Origin of the sequence: Nocardia sp. NPDC059228 (genome assembly GCF_042754245.1) — a bacterium.
In the GTDB taxonomy this organism is placed as follows: Bacteria; Actinomycetota; Actinomycetes; order Mycobacteriales; family Mycobacteriaceae; genus Nocardia.
Genome location: NZ_JBHZAL010000025.1, coordinates 60,756 through 75,365, shown reverse-complemented (window position 1 = coordinate 75,365; position 14,610 = coordinate 60,756). Strand labels below are relative to the sequence as shown.

17 protein-coding genes and 1 pseudogene are annotated in these 14,610 nt (G+C 67.5%); 10 read left to right on the top strand and 8 right to left on the bottom strand.

The features are described 5' to 3' along the window. Nucleotides 1–7 precede the first annotated feature (7 nt). The 4 genes from ACFXKA_RS30460 to ACFXKA_RS30445 form a co-directional block, all read right to left on the bottom strand. Nucleotides 8–601: a TetR/AcrR family transcriptional regulator gene (locus ACFXKA_RS30460; RefSeq protein WP_354846702.1), complete on the bottom strand. Its 594-nt coding sequence runs from the start codon at nucleotides 599–601 to the stop codon at nucleotides 8–10. A 59-nt stretch (nucleotides 602–660) separates the two neighbouring features. Next, entirely contained in the window at nucleotides 661–1,056 is a 396-nt protein-coding gene (locus tag ACFXKA_RS30455; RefSeq protein ID WP_379429926.1) for a DUF302 domain-containing protein, read from the bottom strand. Then, nucleotides 1,056–1,292, bottom strand: coding sequence for a DUF2892 domain-containing protein (locus ACFXKA_RS30450; protein ID WP_379429925.1), 237 nt, complete (start codon nucleotides 1,290–1,292; stop codon nucleotides 1,056–1,058). The genes ACFXKA_RS30455 and ACFXKA_RS30450 overlap by 1 nt, the downstream gene beginning before the upstream one ends. A 61-nt stretch (nucleotides 1,293–1,353) precedes the next feature. Next, nucleotides 1,354–1,623 carry a metal-sensitive transcriptional regulator gene (locus ACFXKA_RS30445; protein ID WP_354846695.1) on the bottom strand — a complete coding sequence of 90 codons (270 nt, stop codon included), beginning with the start codon at nucleotides 1,621–1,623 and terminating at the stop codon, nucleotides 1,354–1,356. A gap of 230 nt (nucleotides 1,624–1,853) precedes the next feature. Between ACFXKA_RS30445 and mptB the strand changes: the two genes are divergently transcribed. Together mptB and ACFXKA_RS30435 are read left to right on the top strand one after the other, a co-directional pair. After that, nucleotides 1,854–3,536 (top strand): polyprenol phosphomannose-dependent alpha 1,6 mannosyltransferase MptB, encoded by a 1,683-nt coding sequence (gene mptB / locus ACFXKA_RS30440; RefSeq protein WP_354846692.1) that lies wholly within the window; start codon nucleotides 1,854–1,856, stop codon nucleotides 3,534–3,536. Further along, a complete protein-coding gene (locus ACFXKA_RS30435; protein WP_354846689.1) occupies nucleotides 3,533–4,465 on the top strand; it encodes an ABC transporter ATP-binding protein in 933 nt (310 codons plus the stop codon). The genes mptB and ACFXKA_RS30435 overlap by 4 nt, the downstream gene beginning before the upstream one ends. A 29-nt stretch (nucleotides 4,466–4,494) precedes the next feature. On the opposite strand, the gene ACFXKA_RS30430 is transcribed toward ACFXKA_RS30435, so the two are convergent. After that, on the bottom strand, nucleotides 4,495–5,739 hold the full coding sequence (locus tag ACFXKA_RS30430; protein ID WP_379429924.1) for an RNA-guided endonuclease InsQ/TnpB family protein: 1,245 nt from the start codon (nucleotides 5,737–5,739) through the stop codon (nucleotides 4,495–4,497). A 59-nt stretch (nucleotides 5,740–5,798) separates the two neighbouring features. Between ACFXKA_RS30430 and ACFXKA_RS30425 the strand changes: the two genes are divergently transcribed. The 4 genes from ACFXKA_RS30425 to ACFXKA_RS30410 all read left to right on the top strand — a co-directional run bounded on the left by ACFXKA_RS30425 (nucleotide 5,799) and on the right by ACFXKA_RS30410 (nucleotide 9,241). Continuing rightward, nucleotides 5,799–6,581, top strand: coding sequence for an ABC transporter permease (locus tag ACFXKA_RS30425; RefSeq protein ID WP_354846684.1), 783 nt, complete (start codon nucleotides 5,799–5,801; stop codon nucleotides 6,579–6,581). 130 nt (nucleotides 6,582–6,711) lie between these two features. Next, the gene (locus ACFXKA_RS30420; RefSeq protein ID WP_379429923.1) at nucleotides 6,712–7,689 is read left to right on the top strand and encodes a heme A synthase; all 978 of its coding nucleotides are present in this window, start codon (nucleotides 6,712–6,714) and stop codon (nucleotides 7,687–7,689) included. A gap of 52 nt (nucleotides 7,690–7,741) precedes the next feature. Next, complete coding sequence (locus ACFXKA_RS30415; RefSeq protein ID WP_379429922.1) at nucleotides 7,742–7,972, top strand: hypothetical protein; 231 nt, start codon at nucleotides 7,742–7,744, stop codon at nucleotides 7,970–7,972. Between the two features lie 117 nt (nucleotides 7,973–8,089). Next, entirely contained in the window at nucleotides 8,090–9,241 is a 1,152-nt protein-coding gene (locus ACFXKA_RS30410) for a serine hydrolase domain-containing protein (protein ID WP_379429921.1), read from the top strand. 117 nt (nucleotides 9,242–9,358) lie between these two features. Here ACFXKA_RS30410 and ACFXKA_RS30405 read toward each other — a convergent pair whose 3' ends face one another. Next, nucleotides 9,359–9,907 carry a TetR/AcrR family transcriptional regulator gene (locus tag ACFXKA_RS30405; RefSeq protein ID WP_379429920.1) on the bottom strand — a complete coding sequence of 183 codons (549 nt, stop codon included), beginning with the start codon at nucleotides 9,905–9,907 and terminating at the stop codon, nucleotides 9,359–9,361. A gap of 173 nt (nucleotides 9,908–10,080) precedes the next feature. Here ACFXKA_RS30405 and ACFXKA_RS30400 point away from each other — a divergent pair, with 173 nt between their 5' ends. The 3 genes from ACFXKA_RS30400 (at nucleotide 10,081) to ACFXKA_RS30390 (ending at nucleotide 12,676) form a co-directional block, all read left to right on the top strand. After that, entirely contained in the window at nucleotides 10,081–10,896 is an 816-nt protein-coding gene (locus ACFXKA_RS30400) for an alpha/beta fold hydrolase (RefSeq protein ID WP_379429919.1), read from the top strand. Between the two features lie 115 nt (nucleotides 10,897–11,011). Next, on the top strand, nucleotides 11,012–11,977 hold the full coding sequence (locus ACFXKA_RS30395; RefSeq protein WP_379429918.1) for a DUF1152 domain-containing protein: 966 nt from the start codon (nucleotides 11,012–11,014) through the stop codon (nucleotides 11,975–11,977). 312 nt (nucleotides 11,978–12,289) lie between these two features. After that, on the top strand, nucleotides 12,290–12,676 hold the full coding sequence (locus tag ACFXKA_RS30390; protein WP_354846657.1) for a hypothetical protein: 387 nt from the start codon (nucleotides 12,290–12,292) through the stop codon (nucleotides 12,674–12,676). 6 nt (nucleotides 12,677–12,682) lie between these two features. Here the strand turns inward: ACFXKA_RS30390 and ACFXKA_RS30385 are convergent, their stop codons facing one another. Beyond that, entirely contained in the window at nucleotides 12,683–12,898 is a 216-nt protein-coding gene (locus tag ACFXKA_RS30385; protein ID WP_379429965.1) for a hypothetical protein, read from the bottom strand. Between the two features lie 92 nt (nucleotides 12,899–12,990). Next, nucleotides 12,991–13,485 (bottom strand): annotated as a pseudogene (locus ACFXKA_RS30380) (class I SAM-dependent methyltransferase); the annotation flags it as partial. Between the two features lie 151 nt (nucleotides 13,486–13,636). On the opposite strand from ACFXKA_RS30380, the gene ACFXKA_RS30375 reads away from it, so the two are divergent. Next, nucleotides 13,637–14,563: a sigma-70 family RNA polymerase sigma factor gene (locus ACFXKA_RS30375; RefSeq protein ID WP_379429917.1), complete on the top strand. Its 927-nt coding sequence runs from the start codon at nucleotides 13,637–13,639 to the stop codon at nucleotides 14,561–14,563. The last annotated feature ends 47 nt before the right edge of the window (nucleotides 14,564–14,610 follow it).

Below are 14,610 nucleotides of genomic sequence, written 5' to 3'. Positions count from 1 at the left end.
AACCCCCCTAGGATGAATTCGACTCGGCAGCAGCGACTTCCGCGAGACTCAGCCGGATCAACCGGGCCATGGCCGCCGAAACCGTGTGCAGCGGCTCATCGGTGCGGCGCACCCGGGCCAGGACGGTCGCGCCCTCGTAGGCCGCGACCACCGTGGTGGCCAGATCACGCGCGTCCCCCGGTGCCAGGCCCAGCTCGGTGAGCAGTTCGGCGAAACCGTGTGTCATCGCCTCGAAGGCCGACACGCACGCGGAGCGCACGGAGTCGACATCACTGCCGCCGTCGAGGGCGGGGGTCCCGACCGGGCAGCCCGCGGCCCAGTCGGTCTCGGCCAGTTTGGTGGCCATGAAGTCGAACAGCGTTGCCGCGGTACCGAACACATCGCCCGGGGCCTGCCGGATCATGCGCCCCACCAGCACGCCCGTGCCGGTGATGGCCGAGACGGCGATCTCCTCCTTGCCGCCCGGGAAGTGATGGTAGATCGACCCATACGGCAGCCCTGCCGCCTCGCTCAACTTCTTCAGCCCGAATCCGTGATAGCCGTGCCGGGCGAGCAGCCCGGCCGCAGCCACCTCGATTCGCCGTTTCGAATCGGACACCATTCATCCAGAGTATGAGCGGGGTCCGACAGGGGCAGCGCGAATCGTGTTCGGGCAGTGGATCAACCGAGCGCCGCGATGGCCGCGCTCAGCATCGCGGTGGCGCAGTCGGCGACCTCTTGCAGCGCCGGATCGCCCGCGACCTGCACCAACACCTCCGGATTCATGGCTTCCACGATCATCGTGCCGGCGTCCGAACGATCCGCGCGCACAACCACATTGCACGGCAGCAGCAGGCCGATCCGACGGTCCACACCGAGGGCGGTGTGTGCCAGCGCCGGATTGCACGCGCCCAAGATCAGGTAGTCCTCCATGTCCGCGTCCAGCTTCTGCTTCATGGTCGCGGTCACGTCGATCTCGGTGAGCACGCCGAAGCCCTGCTCGGACAGGGCCTTCCGGGTGCGTTGCACCGCATCGGCGAAATCGGTGTGCAGGGTGGCCGAGAGGGCAGGGGTCATCACGAAGTCCTTTCCGTGGCGGGGCTGCCGGTCCGGGGCACGCCCAGGCGTTGCAGGAGCAGGGTCATCGGACACCAGCCGACGACCCCGAAGAGCACCAGGTTGGCCGCCACCAAGGCGGTCAGCAGCAGCCACCAGGGCGAGAACGCGAGCACCAGCACGAGGCTGAGCAGCACCACGGTGCCCGCCAGACCCGGCACGATGCGGTCGATGGACCAGTGGCGGATCGCGGTCATCTTGACCTCCTTTCGCTCCGGGCGCTGGGCGATCCCTCGGCAGGGATCGCCCGGAAGAGCATCAGGCCAGCGCCAGGAAGAGTTTCTCCAGTTCCTCGACTGTCATCGGCTCGGAGTTCTCGGCCCGCTCCCCGGTCAGGCAGTCCCGCAGTCCGGTGGCGACGATCTTGAACCCGGCCCGGTCGAGAGCGCGAGAGACCGCGGCGAGCTGGGTGACCACGTCCTTGCAGTCGCGGCCCTGCTCGATCATGGAGATGACGCCCGCAAGCTGTCCGTGCGCGCGGCGCAGCCGATTGAGGACCAGTGCGATGCTGTCTTCGTCGCCGATCATTGGGGGTTTCCTTCCCTGAGTCCGATAACTTCAGTATACCCCTAGGGGTATGAGAGAGTCATGAGAGAGGGCTCACCCTTTCCCGCGACCCCACCCGTCAGTGCGCGGAGCCAGCGGGCGTGATCGGCCATGCGGGCCCCGATCGGCAACTCGCGAGCACACCGGTCGAACCCGCGCTACGGCCATGCGATCGGCGTCCGACCCGCGGCTCCGGACTAGGCTTCGCAGCTGTGGCGGTAGTGGAAGGCGCGCGGCGCAGAGTCATCGATATCGGACGCCGGGCCCTGGGTCTGGACGTTCCCGCCGCCGATCACACCGTCGCCGTCCTGCACGGCGTCGACGCCGACCGGCCCGGTCTGGACCGGCGCGAAACCCTGCAATTGATGCGGATCCGGCTGCTCGGCGCGACCGGGGCCGTGATCATGGCGGTGTCCGCGCTGGGTGTCGGAGCCCAACCGGTGCACCAGAATCCGATCTCCGGTATGCGGGTGCTCGGATTCTTCGCGCGGGCCGGCACCTCGACGCTGGCCATGTGCATGATCGGCACCATCCTGGTGATCATGGCGTGGCTGCTGCTGGGCCGCTTCGCCGTCGGCGGGTGGGGCGGCGATCCACGCCACCGGCTCAGCCGCTCGCAGATGGATCGGACGCTGCTGCTGTGGATCATTCCGCTCAGCGTCGCGCCACCCATGTTCAGCAACGACGTCTATTCGTACCTGGCGCAGAGCGAAATCGCGGCCCGGGGCATGGACCCGTATTCGGTCGGCCCGGTGGCCGGGCTCGGGCTCAACAATGTGCTCACCAACAATGTCCCCACCATCTGGCGGGACACCTCCGCGCCCTACGGGCCGCTGTTCCTATGGATGGGACGCGGCATCGCGCAGATCACCGGTGACAACATCCTTCTCGGGGTGTGGCTGCATCGGTTGCTGGCATTGGCGGGCGTGGCATTGATGGTATGGGCGCTGCCGCGGCTGTCGCGACGCTGCGGAATCGCGGGGGTGAGCGCGCTGTGGCTGGGCGCGGCCAACCCGCTGGTGCTGTTCCACCTGGTGGGCGGGGTGCACAATGACGCGCTCATGCTCGGGCTGATGCTGGCGGGAATGGAATTCTGCCTGCGCGCCATCGACGATTGCCCGCAGTTCAATCAAAGGGCTTGGGCGCTGCTGGTTTTCGGTGCCGTGCTGATCACGCTGTCCTCGTCGGTGAAGATCATCTCGCTGGTGAGCCTCGGATTCGTGGGCATGGCGCTGGCGCGGCGGTGGGGACGCGGGCTCAAACCGGTACTCGTCGCCGGCGGTGTACTCGGTGCCATCGCCGTGATCACGACACTTTCGGTGAGCTATGCCAGCGGACTCGGATTCGGCTGGGTCAATACCGTCGGCACCGCCACCTCCGTGCGCAGTTACCTGTCGCTGCCGACCGCCGTCGGGATCATCACCGGGTTCGGCGGCGTGCTGCTCGGACTCGGCGACCACACCACCGCCCTGCTCGACATCACCCGGCCCATCGCGGAACTCATCGCGGGCTTCGTGACCCTGCGCATGCTCATCGCCGCCTGGACCGGGCGCTTGAATGCGATCGGCGCGCTGGGTGTTTCGCTCGGCGCGATCGTGCTGCTCTTCCCGGTGGTGCAACCCTGGTACCTGCTGTGGGCGATCGTGCCCCTCGCCGCGTGGGCCAACCGGCCCGCCTTCCGGGTGCCGGCGGTGGTGCTGTCGGTCGTGGTGTCGGTGATGGTCATGCCGCGCGGCGCGGACTTCTACGTCTTCCAGATCGTCGAATCCGCCATCGCCACCGTGATCGTGGGCCTGTCGCTGATCTTCCTCACCCGAAATGTGCTGCCGTGGCGCAATCAGCCGGGGGTGTCGGCTCGGTCACAGCAGCCCACGCCTTACGGTGTCTCATCGTGACCGCAGCTTCCGGACCCGCCGTACGCGTCGACGGCGTCGTGAAACGCTACGGCGAGACCACCGCGGTCGACGGCATCAGCTTCGATATCGAACGCGCACAGGTGCTGGCCCTGCTCGGACCCAATGGCGCCGGCAAGACCACCACCACCGAGATGTGCGAAGGCTTCGTGACTCCCGACGCCGGGACCGTGCGGGTGCTGGGCCTGGACCCGATCGCCGACTCCGATCAGCTCCGACCCCGCATCGGCGTGATGCTGCAGGGCGGCGGCGCGTATCCGGGGTCCAAGGCCGGGGAGATGCTCGATCTCGTCGCCTCCTATTCGGCGAATCCGCTGGACCCGGCCTGGCTGCTGGACACGCTCGGACTGAAAGACGCTCGGCGGACGCCCTATCGGCGGCTCTCGGGCGGGCAGCAGCAGCGGCTCGCGCTGGCGTGCGCGCTGGTCGGGCGGCCGGAGATCGTGTTCCTCGACGAGCCGACCGCCGGATTGGACGCGCAGGCACGGCATCTGGTGTGGGAACTCATCGACGCGCTGCGCCGCGACGGGGTCAGCGTGCTGCTGACCACGCACATGATGGACGAGGCCGAGCAGCTGGCCGACCAGCTGGTGATCATCGACCACGGCCAGGTCGTCGCACAGGGCACGCCCGCCGAGGTCACCTCACACGGGGCCGAAGGGCGGCTGGCGTTCACCGCACCACCCAAACTCGACCTGTCGCTACTGGAAGCCGCACTGCCGGAAGGGTTCACCCCGCGCGAGACCGCGCCCGGTTCGTACCTGCTGCAGGGCGACATCACCCCGCAGGTGCTGGCCACCATGACCGCGTGGTGCGCGCGAATCGACGTGCTGCCCACCGACATTCGCATCGACCAGCGCCGGCTGGAAGACGTGTTCCTCGAACTGACCGGGCGGGAGCTGCGCGGTTGACGTCCTTCCCTACGATAGAGACGGGAGTCCTAGCCCTCACGGGCTGGGGCTTTCTGCTTCGCGGACGATCGCCTGCCCGGAGTACTCCGTTGGGGTCTTACACCATCTCCACAGACTGTCACCGCCCGTCCGGCGGCCAGAATGTTCTTTGCGGCGTTCACATCTCGGTCCTGAGCTGCACCACATCCGCTGCAAACCCACGCCCTGACCTCCAAAGACATGGACTCGGCAAGAAGCCCGCAGGACGAGCACAGCTTCGACGACGGGAACCATCGGTCGATCACAATCAACTTGCGGCCGTACCAGCTCGCCTTGTACGCGAGCATCTCGCGAAACTCCCTCCAAGCGACATCGGATATGTCACGAGCGAGGTGCCGATTTCGGACCATGTTGCTGACCGTCAGGTCCTCGATCACGAGCGTTTGGTTCTCACGCACGAGCCGAGTGGTCACTTCGTGCAAATGGTTCCGCCGCCGGTCTGCAACACGCGCATAGATGCGCGCGGCCTTATGACGGGCCTTCTCCCGATTACGAGAGCCAGGAGCTTTCCGCGATACCGCTCGTTGTGCGCTGGCGAGCCGGACATAATCGCGTCGTTCATGCTTCGGGTTGGCGATCTTCTCTCCGGTCGAGAGAACCGCCAGGTGACGCAAACCAACATCTATGCCCACGGATCGGCATACAGCCGGGAGCGGTTGAACTCGTGGGTCTTCACACAGCATCGATACGAACCAGCGACCAGCACTATCGCGAGTGACAGTCACCGTAGAAGGTTGCACGCCGGGCGGCAGCGACCGCGACCAAACGATGTTCAGGGGTTCATCCATCTTGGCAAGCGTGAGCTCACCAGATTGATAGCGGAACCCACTCCGTGTGTATTCCGCTGCATCGCGAGATCGCTTGCGGGACTTGAACCGCGGGAATTCGGAACGACGTTCCCAGAACGCCGCAAACGCAGCCTGGAGATGTCGCAACGCTTGTTGCAACGGCACCGAGGACACATCGTTGAGATACGCCAACTCATCGGTTTGCTTCCAGAGCGTCAAGAACGCCGAGGTCTGGTAGTAGTCGATCCTCGTCGCGTGATGATGCCACTCCTCCGTGCGCACCTCCAGCGCCAAGTTGTACACCTTCCGGACACAGCCAAATGTCCGCGCGAGTTCAGCGGCTTGGACAGCGGTCGGATAGAAGCGGAATTCGAAGGCCCGCTTCAGTACAGCGGAGGACATGACCACAGTAGTAGCACACTTGTTCGAATGACTGGCCGATTTCATGCGAGAACGGCAGTCTTTCCGCCGATATCAGGTGGATGCACCCAAAGAGGAACAGTCCGATGACCGAGACCGGGAATCGATTCGCGGCGGGCACCTTCTCCCCCGCGCCGCAGCCGACCACGCGCGCCAAGATGCTGGCGGCGCAGACGCGCATGGAGCTGATCCTGTTGCTGCGCAACGGGGAACAGCTGCTGCTGACCATGTTCATTCCGATCACGCTGCTGATCGGGCTGAGCCTGCTGCCGGTCACTGGGCTGGGCGAGCACCGGGTGGACCGGGTGGTGCCGGCGGTGATGATGGTGGCGATCATGTCGACCGCGTTCACCGGGCAGGCGATCGCCGTCGGGTTCGATCGGCGGTACGGGGCATTGAAGCGGCTGGGGGCGACGCCGCTGCCGCGGTGGGGCATTGTCGCGGGCAAGTGCTCGGCGGTGCTGATCGTGGTGGTGCTGCAGTCGATCCTGCTGGGGGCCATCGGGTTCGCGCTCGGCTGGCGGCCGTCGCTCACCGGGCTGCTGCTCGGCGCGGTGGTGATCGCGCTCGGGACGGCGACCTTCGCGGCGCTGGGGCTGCTGCTCGGCGGGACACTCAAGGCCGAGGTGGTGCTGGCGCTCGCCAACATTCTATGGTTCGTCATGCTCGGGACTGCGAGCCTGGTGTTCATGTCCGACGACCTGCCGCACGCGGTGAGCCTGATCGCGCGGATCATTCCGTCCGGGGCGCTGTCGGAGTGCCTGGAGCAGGCGATGCGCACCAGCATCGACTGGTACGGGCTCGCGGTGCTGGCCGGCTGGGGCGGGCTCGCGGGGTGGCTGGCCACCCGGTTCTTCAAGTTCGATTGAGGCCGTCCGGGCGGCGGTCACCTCCGTAGGCATCGGAGTTGACCGAAAGTTCGCGCCCGCCCGGGTGTTTAACGACACGTTGTAGTAGGGCCGGTGACGGGGCGAAATGCGGCCCCGCTACCATCGGTGCGTGCTGTCTCGCGCCTTCCAGCGACTTGCCGACCTGTTCCCGATGCCTTCCCTGCGGGTGCAGCGACTGCTCGCCTTCCTGGTCATCCTGTCCCAGGCCGGAATCTCGGTGACCGGCGCCGTCGTCCGCGTCACCGCCGCGGGTCTGGGCTGCCCCACCTGGCCGCAGTGCTTCCCCGGCAGCTTCGTGCCGACCGCGGTGGCCGAGGTGCCGGTGCTGCACCAGGTGGTCGAATTCAGCAACCGCATGCTCACTTTCGTGGTGTCGCTGGCCGCGGCGGCCATCGTGCTCGCGGTCACCCGGGCGCGGCGGCGGCGCGAAGTCCAGGTGTACGCGTGGCTGATGCCCGGCGGCACCGTGCTGCAGGCGGTGATCGGCGGTATCACCGTGCGCACCGGGCTGCTGTGGTGGACGGTCGCGGTGCACCTGCTCGCGTCCATGCTGATGGTGTGGCTGGCGACGCTGCTGTGGGCCAAGGTCGGGGAACCCGACGAAGGCATCGACACGGTTCAGGTTCCCAAGCCGCTGCGGCTGCTGACCGCCCTGTCCGGTCTGGCCCTCACCGGAACGCTGATCGCGGGCACCCTGGTCACCGGCGCGGGCCCGCACGCGGGTGACAAGAGCGTCGAGAAGCCGGTCGAACGCCTGCAGGTCGAGATCGTCACCCTGGTCCACCTGCACGCCGAACTCCTGGTCGCCTACCTGGCCCTGCTCGTCGGCCTCGCCTGCGGCCTGGCCGCGGTCGGCATGAACAAGACCATCCGCAATCGCCTCATCCTGGTGATCGCCCTGGTGTGCTCCCAGGCCCTGGTCGGCATCGTCCAGTACTTCACCCACGTGCCCGCCGCCCTGGTCGCCGTCCACGTCGGCGGCGCCGCCGCCTGCACCGCCGCCACCGCCGCCCTCTGGGCCGCCATGCGCACCCGCGAAACCCTTCCCACCTCGGCTCCGGCGCCCGTGGACAAGGCCGCCGCCTGAATCGGTCGGCGGCTCCGCACCGCCGTCGACCGCACCGGGCAGGATGTCCTGTGTGCCCGAGCTACTCGACGACACCCACCTGGAACAGACGGCGGTGGTGGCGAACTCCGCCATGAACCGCGACCGCCGACTGCCCGCCTACCGGCGCGAACTCGCCCGTCGCCTCTCATTACCGGCTCTGACGGCGCACCGTTCGAATCTGCGCTCCCGCAGGACGGGACAGCGGGTTTTCCCCGACCGGCACTACGTCTCAGGGATGAGCTCGGGTGAGCGTTGCGGGTGACGCCCGGATCGCGGCTCGGAGCTACCATCCGGTTATCGATCCGTGAGCTGCGAATCCGGCTGCGCAGCAGCGCATTCCGGCCGAGCGCTCGCGGCCATTACGCCAGAAGGAGAGCATATGAGGCTCGTTCGCCGGATTGCCGCCGCTGTCGCGGTCGCCGGAGTGGTCTGCGCGGTGGGGGCCTGCGGTGATGATGCGACGCGACAGCCGGGAGCGCCGTTGTCGGCCGATGCGCGTGCGGAGGTCGGGCGCGCCCTCGACGCTGCCGTGGCGGCGGGAGTACCCGGGCTGCAGGTGGTCGTCACCGAGCACGACCGGGAGTGGAGTGCGACCTCGGGTGTCGGTGACGTCGCTACCGGCGCGGCCTTTCCACGGGGCGCGCATGTGCGAGTCGGCAGCAATACCAAGACGTTCGTCGCGACCGTCATGATGCAGCTCGTCGCGGAGGGTGCGGTGGATGTGGGCGCGCCTGTCGAGCGTTACCTGCCCGGCGTCGTTCAGGGCGCGGGCATCGACGGCAACCGGATCACGGTCCGGGATCTCATGCAGCACACCAGCGGTCTGCCCGAGTATCTGGAACTACCCGAGCTGCAAGGTGATTCGCCTGATCTGCTGACCATGCACTTCGACACGGCGGACCTGGTCCGGCGCGCCATGACCCTGCCCGCGCACTTCGAGCCGGGCGCGAAAGCCGAATACAGCAATACCAACTACCTCATCGTCGGCATGATCGTGGAACGCGTGACCGGGCATCCGGTGGGCGAGGAGGTCACGCACCGCGTCATCGACCGACTGGGGCTGCGCGACACCTACTTCCCGGCCTCCGGCGACACCGACCTCCGCAGTCCGCACCCGCAGGGCTACGAGGCGGTCGACGGGAAGCCGACCGACGTCACCCGTTTCGATCCGTCGTGGGCGGGCAGTGCCGGCGCGCTGATCTCCACCGGCTCCGATGCGAATCGGTTCTTCGGTGCGCTCCTCACCGGGGACCTGCTGCCCCCGGCCCAGGTGGCCGCCATGCGGACCGATCCGAAACCGCTGACCAACCGCCCGGGTTACTCGTACGGCCTCGGATTGACCACCGCCACCGCACCGTGTGGCATCCAGGTGTGGGGACACGGCGGTTCCATCCCGGGCTTCCGAACCTTCAATGCCGTCACCCCGGACGGCCGCGCGGTCACCCTCATCGCCAATCTCCGGCCCTCGGATCCCACCGTCACCGCTGCCCTCCAGAAGGCGTTCGACACGGCGCTCTGCGCAGCCGACTGAGCCCGGAGCGCATCGGGTGCGCGCCGCACAGCACCAGAGCCGCGCTCGAGATTGCAGAGCTTGCCTACTGTGTGCTGGGCGGACCACCGTGGGGGCGAGACAGGGACCGGGCGGGTCTCAGACGGGGAGGAACTGCCACAGGGCGTTTCGCACCGACCCCTGCTCATGACCGGCCTGCAATTCCAGCAGGGCGGCTTCGGCGACCAAGCCGACCCACAACCGGGCCCCTGCCTCCGGGTGCGGCCAGCCCAGGACCTTGAAATCGGGTTCGATCAGCGCGGCGTTGTGGGTGTTGCGAGCCGTCACCTCGTCCACGATCAGAGGCTCGGCTCGGGCTTCGAGGAGCAGGGCCTTGACGCCGCGGTCGCGCAGGCAGGCGTCGAGATAAGCGGTGGATCCGGCCAGGAGACGGTCCCGGCCCGGGGCGAGACCGGAGGTGGCGGAGTCGATTACGGCCTGCAGGCGCTCGTGGAATTCGCGATGCAGGGCCAGCAGGTAGTTGGCGCGGGTGCCGAAATGATGGAAGAACGTCCCTTTCGAGACGCCGAGCTCGGCCACCAGGACGTTCACGCTGACACCGCCGAGTCCCAGCCGCTCGGCCAGCAGCAGACCGCTGTCGACGAGCGCGGCGCGGGTGCGCGCGGCGGAATCCTCCCGCAGATTCATCAGATTCAACCCTCACCGGGGCGGTGCCGGCTCGCCCTGTGCTGCGCCACAGGCGATTCGGCGTCCCCCTTGCGTGTGTTCCGGACCGATTGTATGGTCACATCATATCTGACCGACCGGATGGTCAGTGAACGACCGATCGGTCACCACAATCGAATGAAGGGTTGTTGCGTATGCACATCATGCGCACGTCGGCCGGACGACTGGCCTACGAAGACATCGGCACCGGGCCCACCGTGGTCCTGCTGCACGCCACCCTGCACGACCACCACGACTTCGATCCGATCCTCCCGGCGTTGACCGCGGAGCATCGGGTGATCGCCATCGATTGGCCGGGACACGGTGCATCCGAACCGAATTCGACCATCACCGCTACCGGGATCGCCGACACGCTCGCCGAGGTGGTCACGACACTGGAGCTGGATCCGGCGGTGTTCATCGGCAGTTCGGTCGGCGGATTCGCGGCCGCTCGCCTGGCGCTGGAACAGCCCGCGCGCGTCGCCGGGCTCGTCCTCGTCAACACCGGCGGCTTCGTCCGGCAGACGCCGCTGACCCGGGCCTACTGCAACGTCTACGGCTCCAACCTGATGGCCCGCCGCTGGCTCCCCCACAGCATCCGCAACTACATGAAACCCGTGACCTCGCACGACGACGCCGTCGTAGAGCGCGCGATCCGCGTGGCGGGCACCGACATCGGCCGTGCCACCTACTCCGCCCTGTGGCACAGCTTCAACGATCCCCGCTACGACCTCACCGGCCGCGCAACCGAAATCACGGCACCGACCCTGATCGTATGGGGCCGCCGCGACCCGGTCCTCCCCCTCCGCTACGGCAGCAAAGCCCACGCCCTGATCTCCCGCTCCGAGCTCCAGGTCCTCCCCACCGGCCACCTGCCCTTCTCCTCCGCCCCCGAGCAGTTCCTGGACGTCGTCCGCCCATTCATCGAATCCGCCTACGCGACACCGGGACCCAGCCCGTCGACCAAATGAAGTGCGGCACCCATCAAGATCAGGGAGCTCTCAGCACGGAATGCTGTCCGGGTAGCCGCAGTGAGAACTCCCCCGATTCGGGCGCGGACGGCGGAAGTGCTGAATACTTCGACGGATGGGTGCGCTCTCGCTGTTCGACACACCGGCACTGCATCGACTGCGGGATTGCGAGCGGGTCCTGGTCGCTGGAGCTGGGGGCGGGTTCGACGTGCTCAGTGGATTGCCGGTGGCGTTCGCGCTGCAGGAGCAGGGCAAGTCGGTGATGCTGGCGAATCTCACGTTCACGCCGGTCACGCGGACCACGGCCCGGCAGGTCGCGCCCGGGCTGTTCGAAATCGACGCGGAGACCGAAGGTTCGGACGCGTACTTTCCGGAGAAGCACCTCGCGGTGTGGTTGCGCGACCACGGCTTTCCGGATCGGGTGTTCCTGATTCGCAAGGGTGGGCCCGCCGATGTCCGGGCGGCCTACGCGTGGTTGGCTCACGAACTCCGGCTGGACGGGGTGGTGTTGGTCGATGGGGGTACGGATCTCCTGATGACCGGCGATGAGGCCGGATTGGGTACACCGGTCGAGGATGTGACCAGCCTGTTGGCGGCGCAGGCGCTCGACCTGCCCGTCAAGCTGGCCATATGTGTCGGGTTCGGCGTCGATGCCCACCATGGCGTCTGCCACGCGCATTTCCTGGAAAACGTTGCCGCACTTGCCGGACTCGGCGCATATCACGGCGTCTTCGCTCTCACACCGGGCATCGCGGCCATCGATGCCTGGCTGGCGGCCGTCGACTGGGTTCAGCAGCACACCCCCGGTAAGGAGAGCATCGTCTGCGCGTCGATCACCGACGCCGCCCGCGGCGAATTCGGTGATCACCACTCCCTGGCCCGCACCCGCTCCCAAAGTGCCGAACTCTTCATCAACCCCCTCATGTCGATGGTCTGGGGATTCGACCTGGACCCCGTCGCCGAGCGGGTGCTCTACCGCGACGACATCGCGCACGCCACAACACCATTCGAAGTCGCCGCGGCAATAGAAGCCTTCCGCGCCCGCACACCCCTACGGCCCCGCCGGACCATCCCCGTCTGACGATCGATCTTCACCAGACAGCCGATCGGTCGCTGCGCCGCCTCTCGGCCGAATTTCCGCGCGGCCGGGCCGTCGAATGCCTGACGGATTGCGAAGAACAGAGTCGCGAGATCGCGATTGGGCACGTGGATATCTCGGTGTGCGCGGTGCGGGAACGGCTGGGGGTGATCGCTGCGGATCCGATGGAAGGGGACGAGAATCGCCGGGTCGCGGCGACAAGGATTTCATAAGAGACCCGCTGGGTGCGGTGGATAACTTCGTCTCATCCAATCAGCCATTCGGGCGGTGGAATTCACACGGAGGTCGGGCATCATGTGGAACGTTCCCAGCGGCGGGCGTGGTCTGGTGGCGAAGGCAGCGGCACCGGTGGCCGCTGCCGCGGTCGGGGTGGCGGCCATCGTGCTGGCCGCGGCACCGGCCCAGGCTCAGTCCAATCATCCGAATTCGTGCATCGTGGTGCAGAACCACGCCGGCCGCACCACCACGGTGACCATGAACTACCCGGCGGGCTACAACGGGTCCTGGACGATCTACCCGGACGACCTGAGCCTGCTGCTGTACAACGGTGAACCGGTGCAGTCGCCGACGGGTGATTTCAATATTCAGAAGGATTCGGACCTGCAGGCGGTGTGGAACTACGACCCGAACCGCGACACCAACCGCGGCTGCAACGGCTCCTGGGTCGTCACGCTGAACTGACCTGGGTCAGCGCCGATCGGCGATGACGATGTGACCGTCGGCGCGGACCGAGGTGCGTTTGCCCTCGATTCCCGCCTCGACCGCGACCGATTGCAGGTCGCGGTCGGCGGTGACGGAGAAGCCGCGCTCGGCGAGCAATGCGGCCATCGCTTCGGGGGTCCAGCTCGAACGCTGCGGTTCACCGGCCATGGGATTGGTGCGGCCGGAAACGGACAGCAACATCTCCATGGCCTTACGGCCGAAGTGGTACACCCGATTGGGGTCGGGTAGGTGATGATCAGGCGGCCGCCGGGGGCACTGCGCTTTGCCACCTCGGTGACGGTCTCGGCGACCTCGGCGGGCGTCAGGTAGGGGACGACGCCCTCCCAGATCCAGGTGGTGGGCCTGGTCTCGTCGTGGCCTGCCGTGGTGAGTGCGGCCCCCAGGGAGTCCTTACCGAAATCGACCGGGACGAAACGAACGTCCGCGAGGGCTTCCCGCTCCCCCAACCGGTCCCGCTTCTCGGCCTGGGACGCAGGATGATCCACCTCGAATACGGCGACTCCCGCCAGTTCGGGCATGCGCCAGGCACGCGCGTCCAGCCCCGCGCCCAGAATCACCAGCTGCGGATGCGCACTCTCCCGCACCGCCTCGTCGATGGCGACCGTGCGGGCCGCCAGCACTTCCGAAGTGGCGGAGAGCAATTCGTACTCCATCCGCGCGCCGAGCCCCTTCGGCACCGCGCCCGCGCGCACGAGATCGACCAGTTCGCGTTCACCGTCGACCAATAATTCGACCGCGATCGGGTCGGAGAACCGCCCGCCGCCCATTCGCCCGTCCGCTACGGCGCGGCCCTGGCAGACCAGGACCGCTGTCCGGCTCGCTGCACGCTCGATCACCGGTTCATTATCGGCGCTGCGGCCATGGTTCGCCCGCCGCCGGGTCGATCCGGGATTCGCGCCAGAGCGGGCTGTCGACGAAGTGATTGTCGAAACGCTGCTGGGTGCACGGCCACCGCACGCGGCCTCCGACGAGGTCACCGCGCGCTTTCTCGACTACCGCGAACTGCTGTTCGCGGTCGGATACAACATGCTCGGCAGCGTCGCCGATACCGAAGACGTGCTTCAGGAAGCCTGGCTGGCGTGGGCGGCGCGCCACCGTGACCCCGCCGCGGCACCGGTCGACAATGCCCGCGCCTACCTGGTCCGGGTGGTCGCCAATCACGCCCTGGCGCGGCGCACCGAGATCGGCAAACGACGCGAAACCTATGTCGGCCCTTGGCTTCCCGAACCGCTCGTCACCACCGAGGACGAGGTGTCCGGCGTCGCGGAACGCAAGGAATCGCTGTCCATGGCGGTCCTCGTGGTCCTGGAAACCCTGTCCCCGCTGGAGCGTGCGGTCTTCGTCCTGCACGATGTGTTCGGCTTCGGCCACCCCGAGATCGCGGCCATGCTCGACCGCTCCCCCACCGCGGTCCGCCAGCTCGCCTCCCGCGCCCGCAAGCACATCCACGAGCGCCGGCCTCGCCAGCGAGACCAGCACTTCCAGGCCGGACTGAGCGAGCGCCTGGCCGAGGCCACCCTGCGTGGTGACCTCGCCACCATGCTCGAGGTCCTCGCTCCCGACGTCACCCTGTGGACCGACAGCGGCGGCGCGGGCCGGGCCCAGAGCCTGGAACCCGTCCATGGCCGCGACCGGGTCGCCGCGGTGTTCATGGCCGTGGCCGCCGACCTCCCCGCCGGGCACCTAGCCATTCGCTACCGCTGGGTGGCCGAAGACCCCTGTGTCCTGGTGTTCTCCGACGAGAGCCCCTTGGCGGCCGTCGTCGTCGACCTGGACCCGGCCGGTAGCCGAATCCAGACGATCTACTCGATCACCAACCCGCACAAGCTATCCCGGATCACCTGATGGCACGCCGGACAGCCACCGCAACGAGGGCACGCAAACGGCCACGG

Coding starts and splice junctions, on each gene's coding strand:
- ACFXKA_RS30460 (WP_354846702.1), bottom strand. CDS start 601: ATGGTGTCCGATTCGAAACGGCGAATCGAGGTGGCTGCGGCCGGGCTG.
- ACFXKA_RS30455 (WP_379429926.1), bottom strand. CDS start 1,056: ATGACCCCTGCCCTCTCGGCCACCCTGCACACCGATTTCGCCGATGCG.
- ACFXKA_RS30450 (WP_379429925.1), bottom strand. CDS start 1,292: ATGACCGCGATCCGCCACTGGTCCATCGACCGCATCGTGCCGGGTCTG.
- ACFXKA_RS30445 (WP_354846695.1), bottom strand. CDS start 1,623: ATGATCGGCGACGAAGACAGCATCGCACTGGTCCTCAATCGGCTGCGC.
- ACFXKA_RS30430 (WP_379429924.1), bottom strand. CDS start 5,739: ATGAAATCGGCCAGTCATTCGAACAAGTGTGCTACTACTGTGGTCATG.
- ACFXKA_RS30425 (WP_354846684.1), top strand. CDS start 5,799: ATGACCGAGACCGGGAATCGATTCGCGGCGGGCACCTTCTCCCCCGCG.
- ACFXKA_RS30410 (WP_379429921.1), top strand. CDS start 8,090: ATGAGGCTCGTTCGCCGGATTGCCGCCGCTGTCGCGGTCGCCGGAGTG.
- ACFXKA_RS30405 (WP_379429920.1), bottom strand. CDS start 9,907: ATGAATCTGCGGGAGGATTCCGCCGCGCGCACCCGCGCCGCGCTCGTC.
- ACFXKA_RS30400 (WP_379429919.1), top strand. CDS start 10,081: ATGCACATCATGCGCACGTCGGCCGGACGACTGGCCTACGAAGACATC.
- ACFXKA_RS30395 (WP_379429918.1), top strand. CDS start 11,012: ATGGGTGCGCTCTCGCTGTTCGACACACCGGCACTGCATCGACTGCGG.
- ACFXKA_RS30390 (WP_354846657.1), top strand. CDS start 12,290: ATGTGGAACGTTCCCAGCGGCGGGCGTGGTCTGGTGGCGAAGGCAGCG.
- ACFXKA_RS30385 (WP_379429965.1), bottom strand. CDS start 12,898: ATGTTGCTGTCCGTTTCCGGCCGCACCAATCCCATGGCCGGTGAACCG.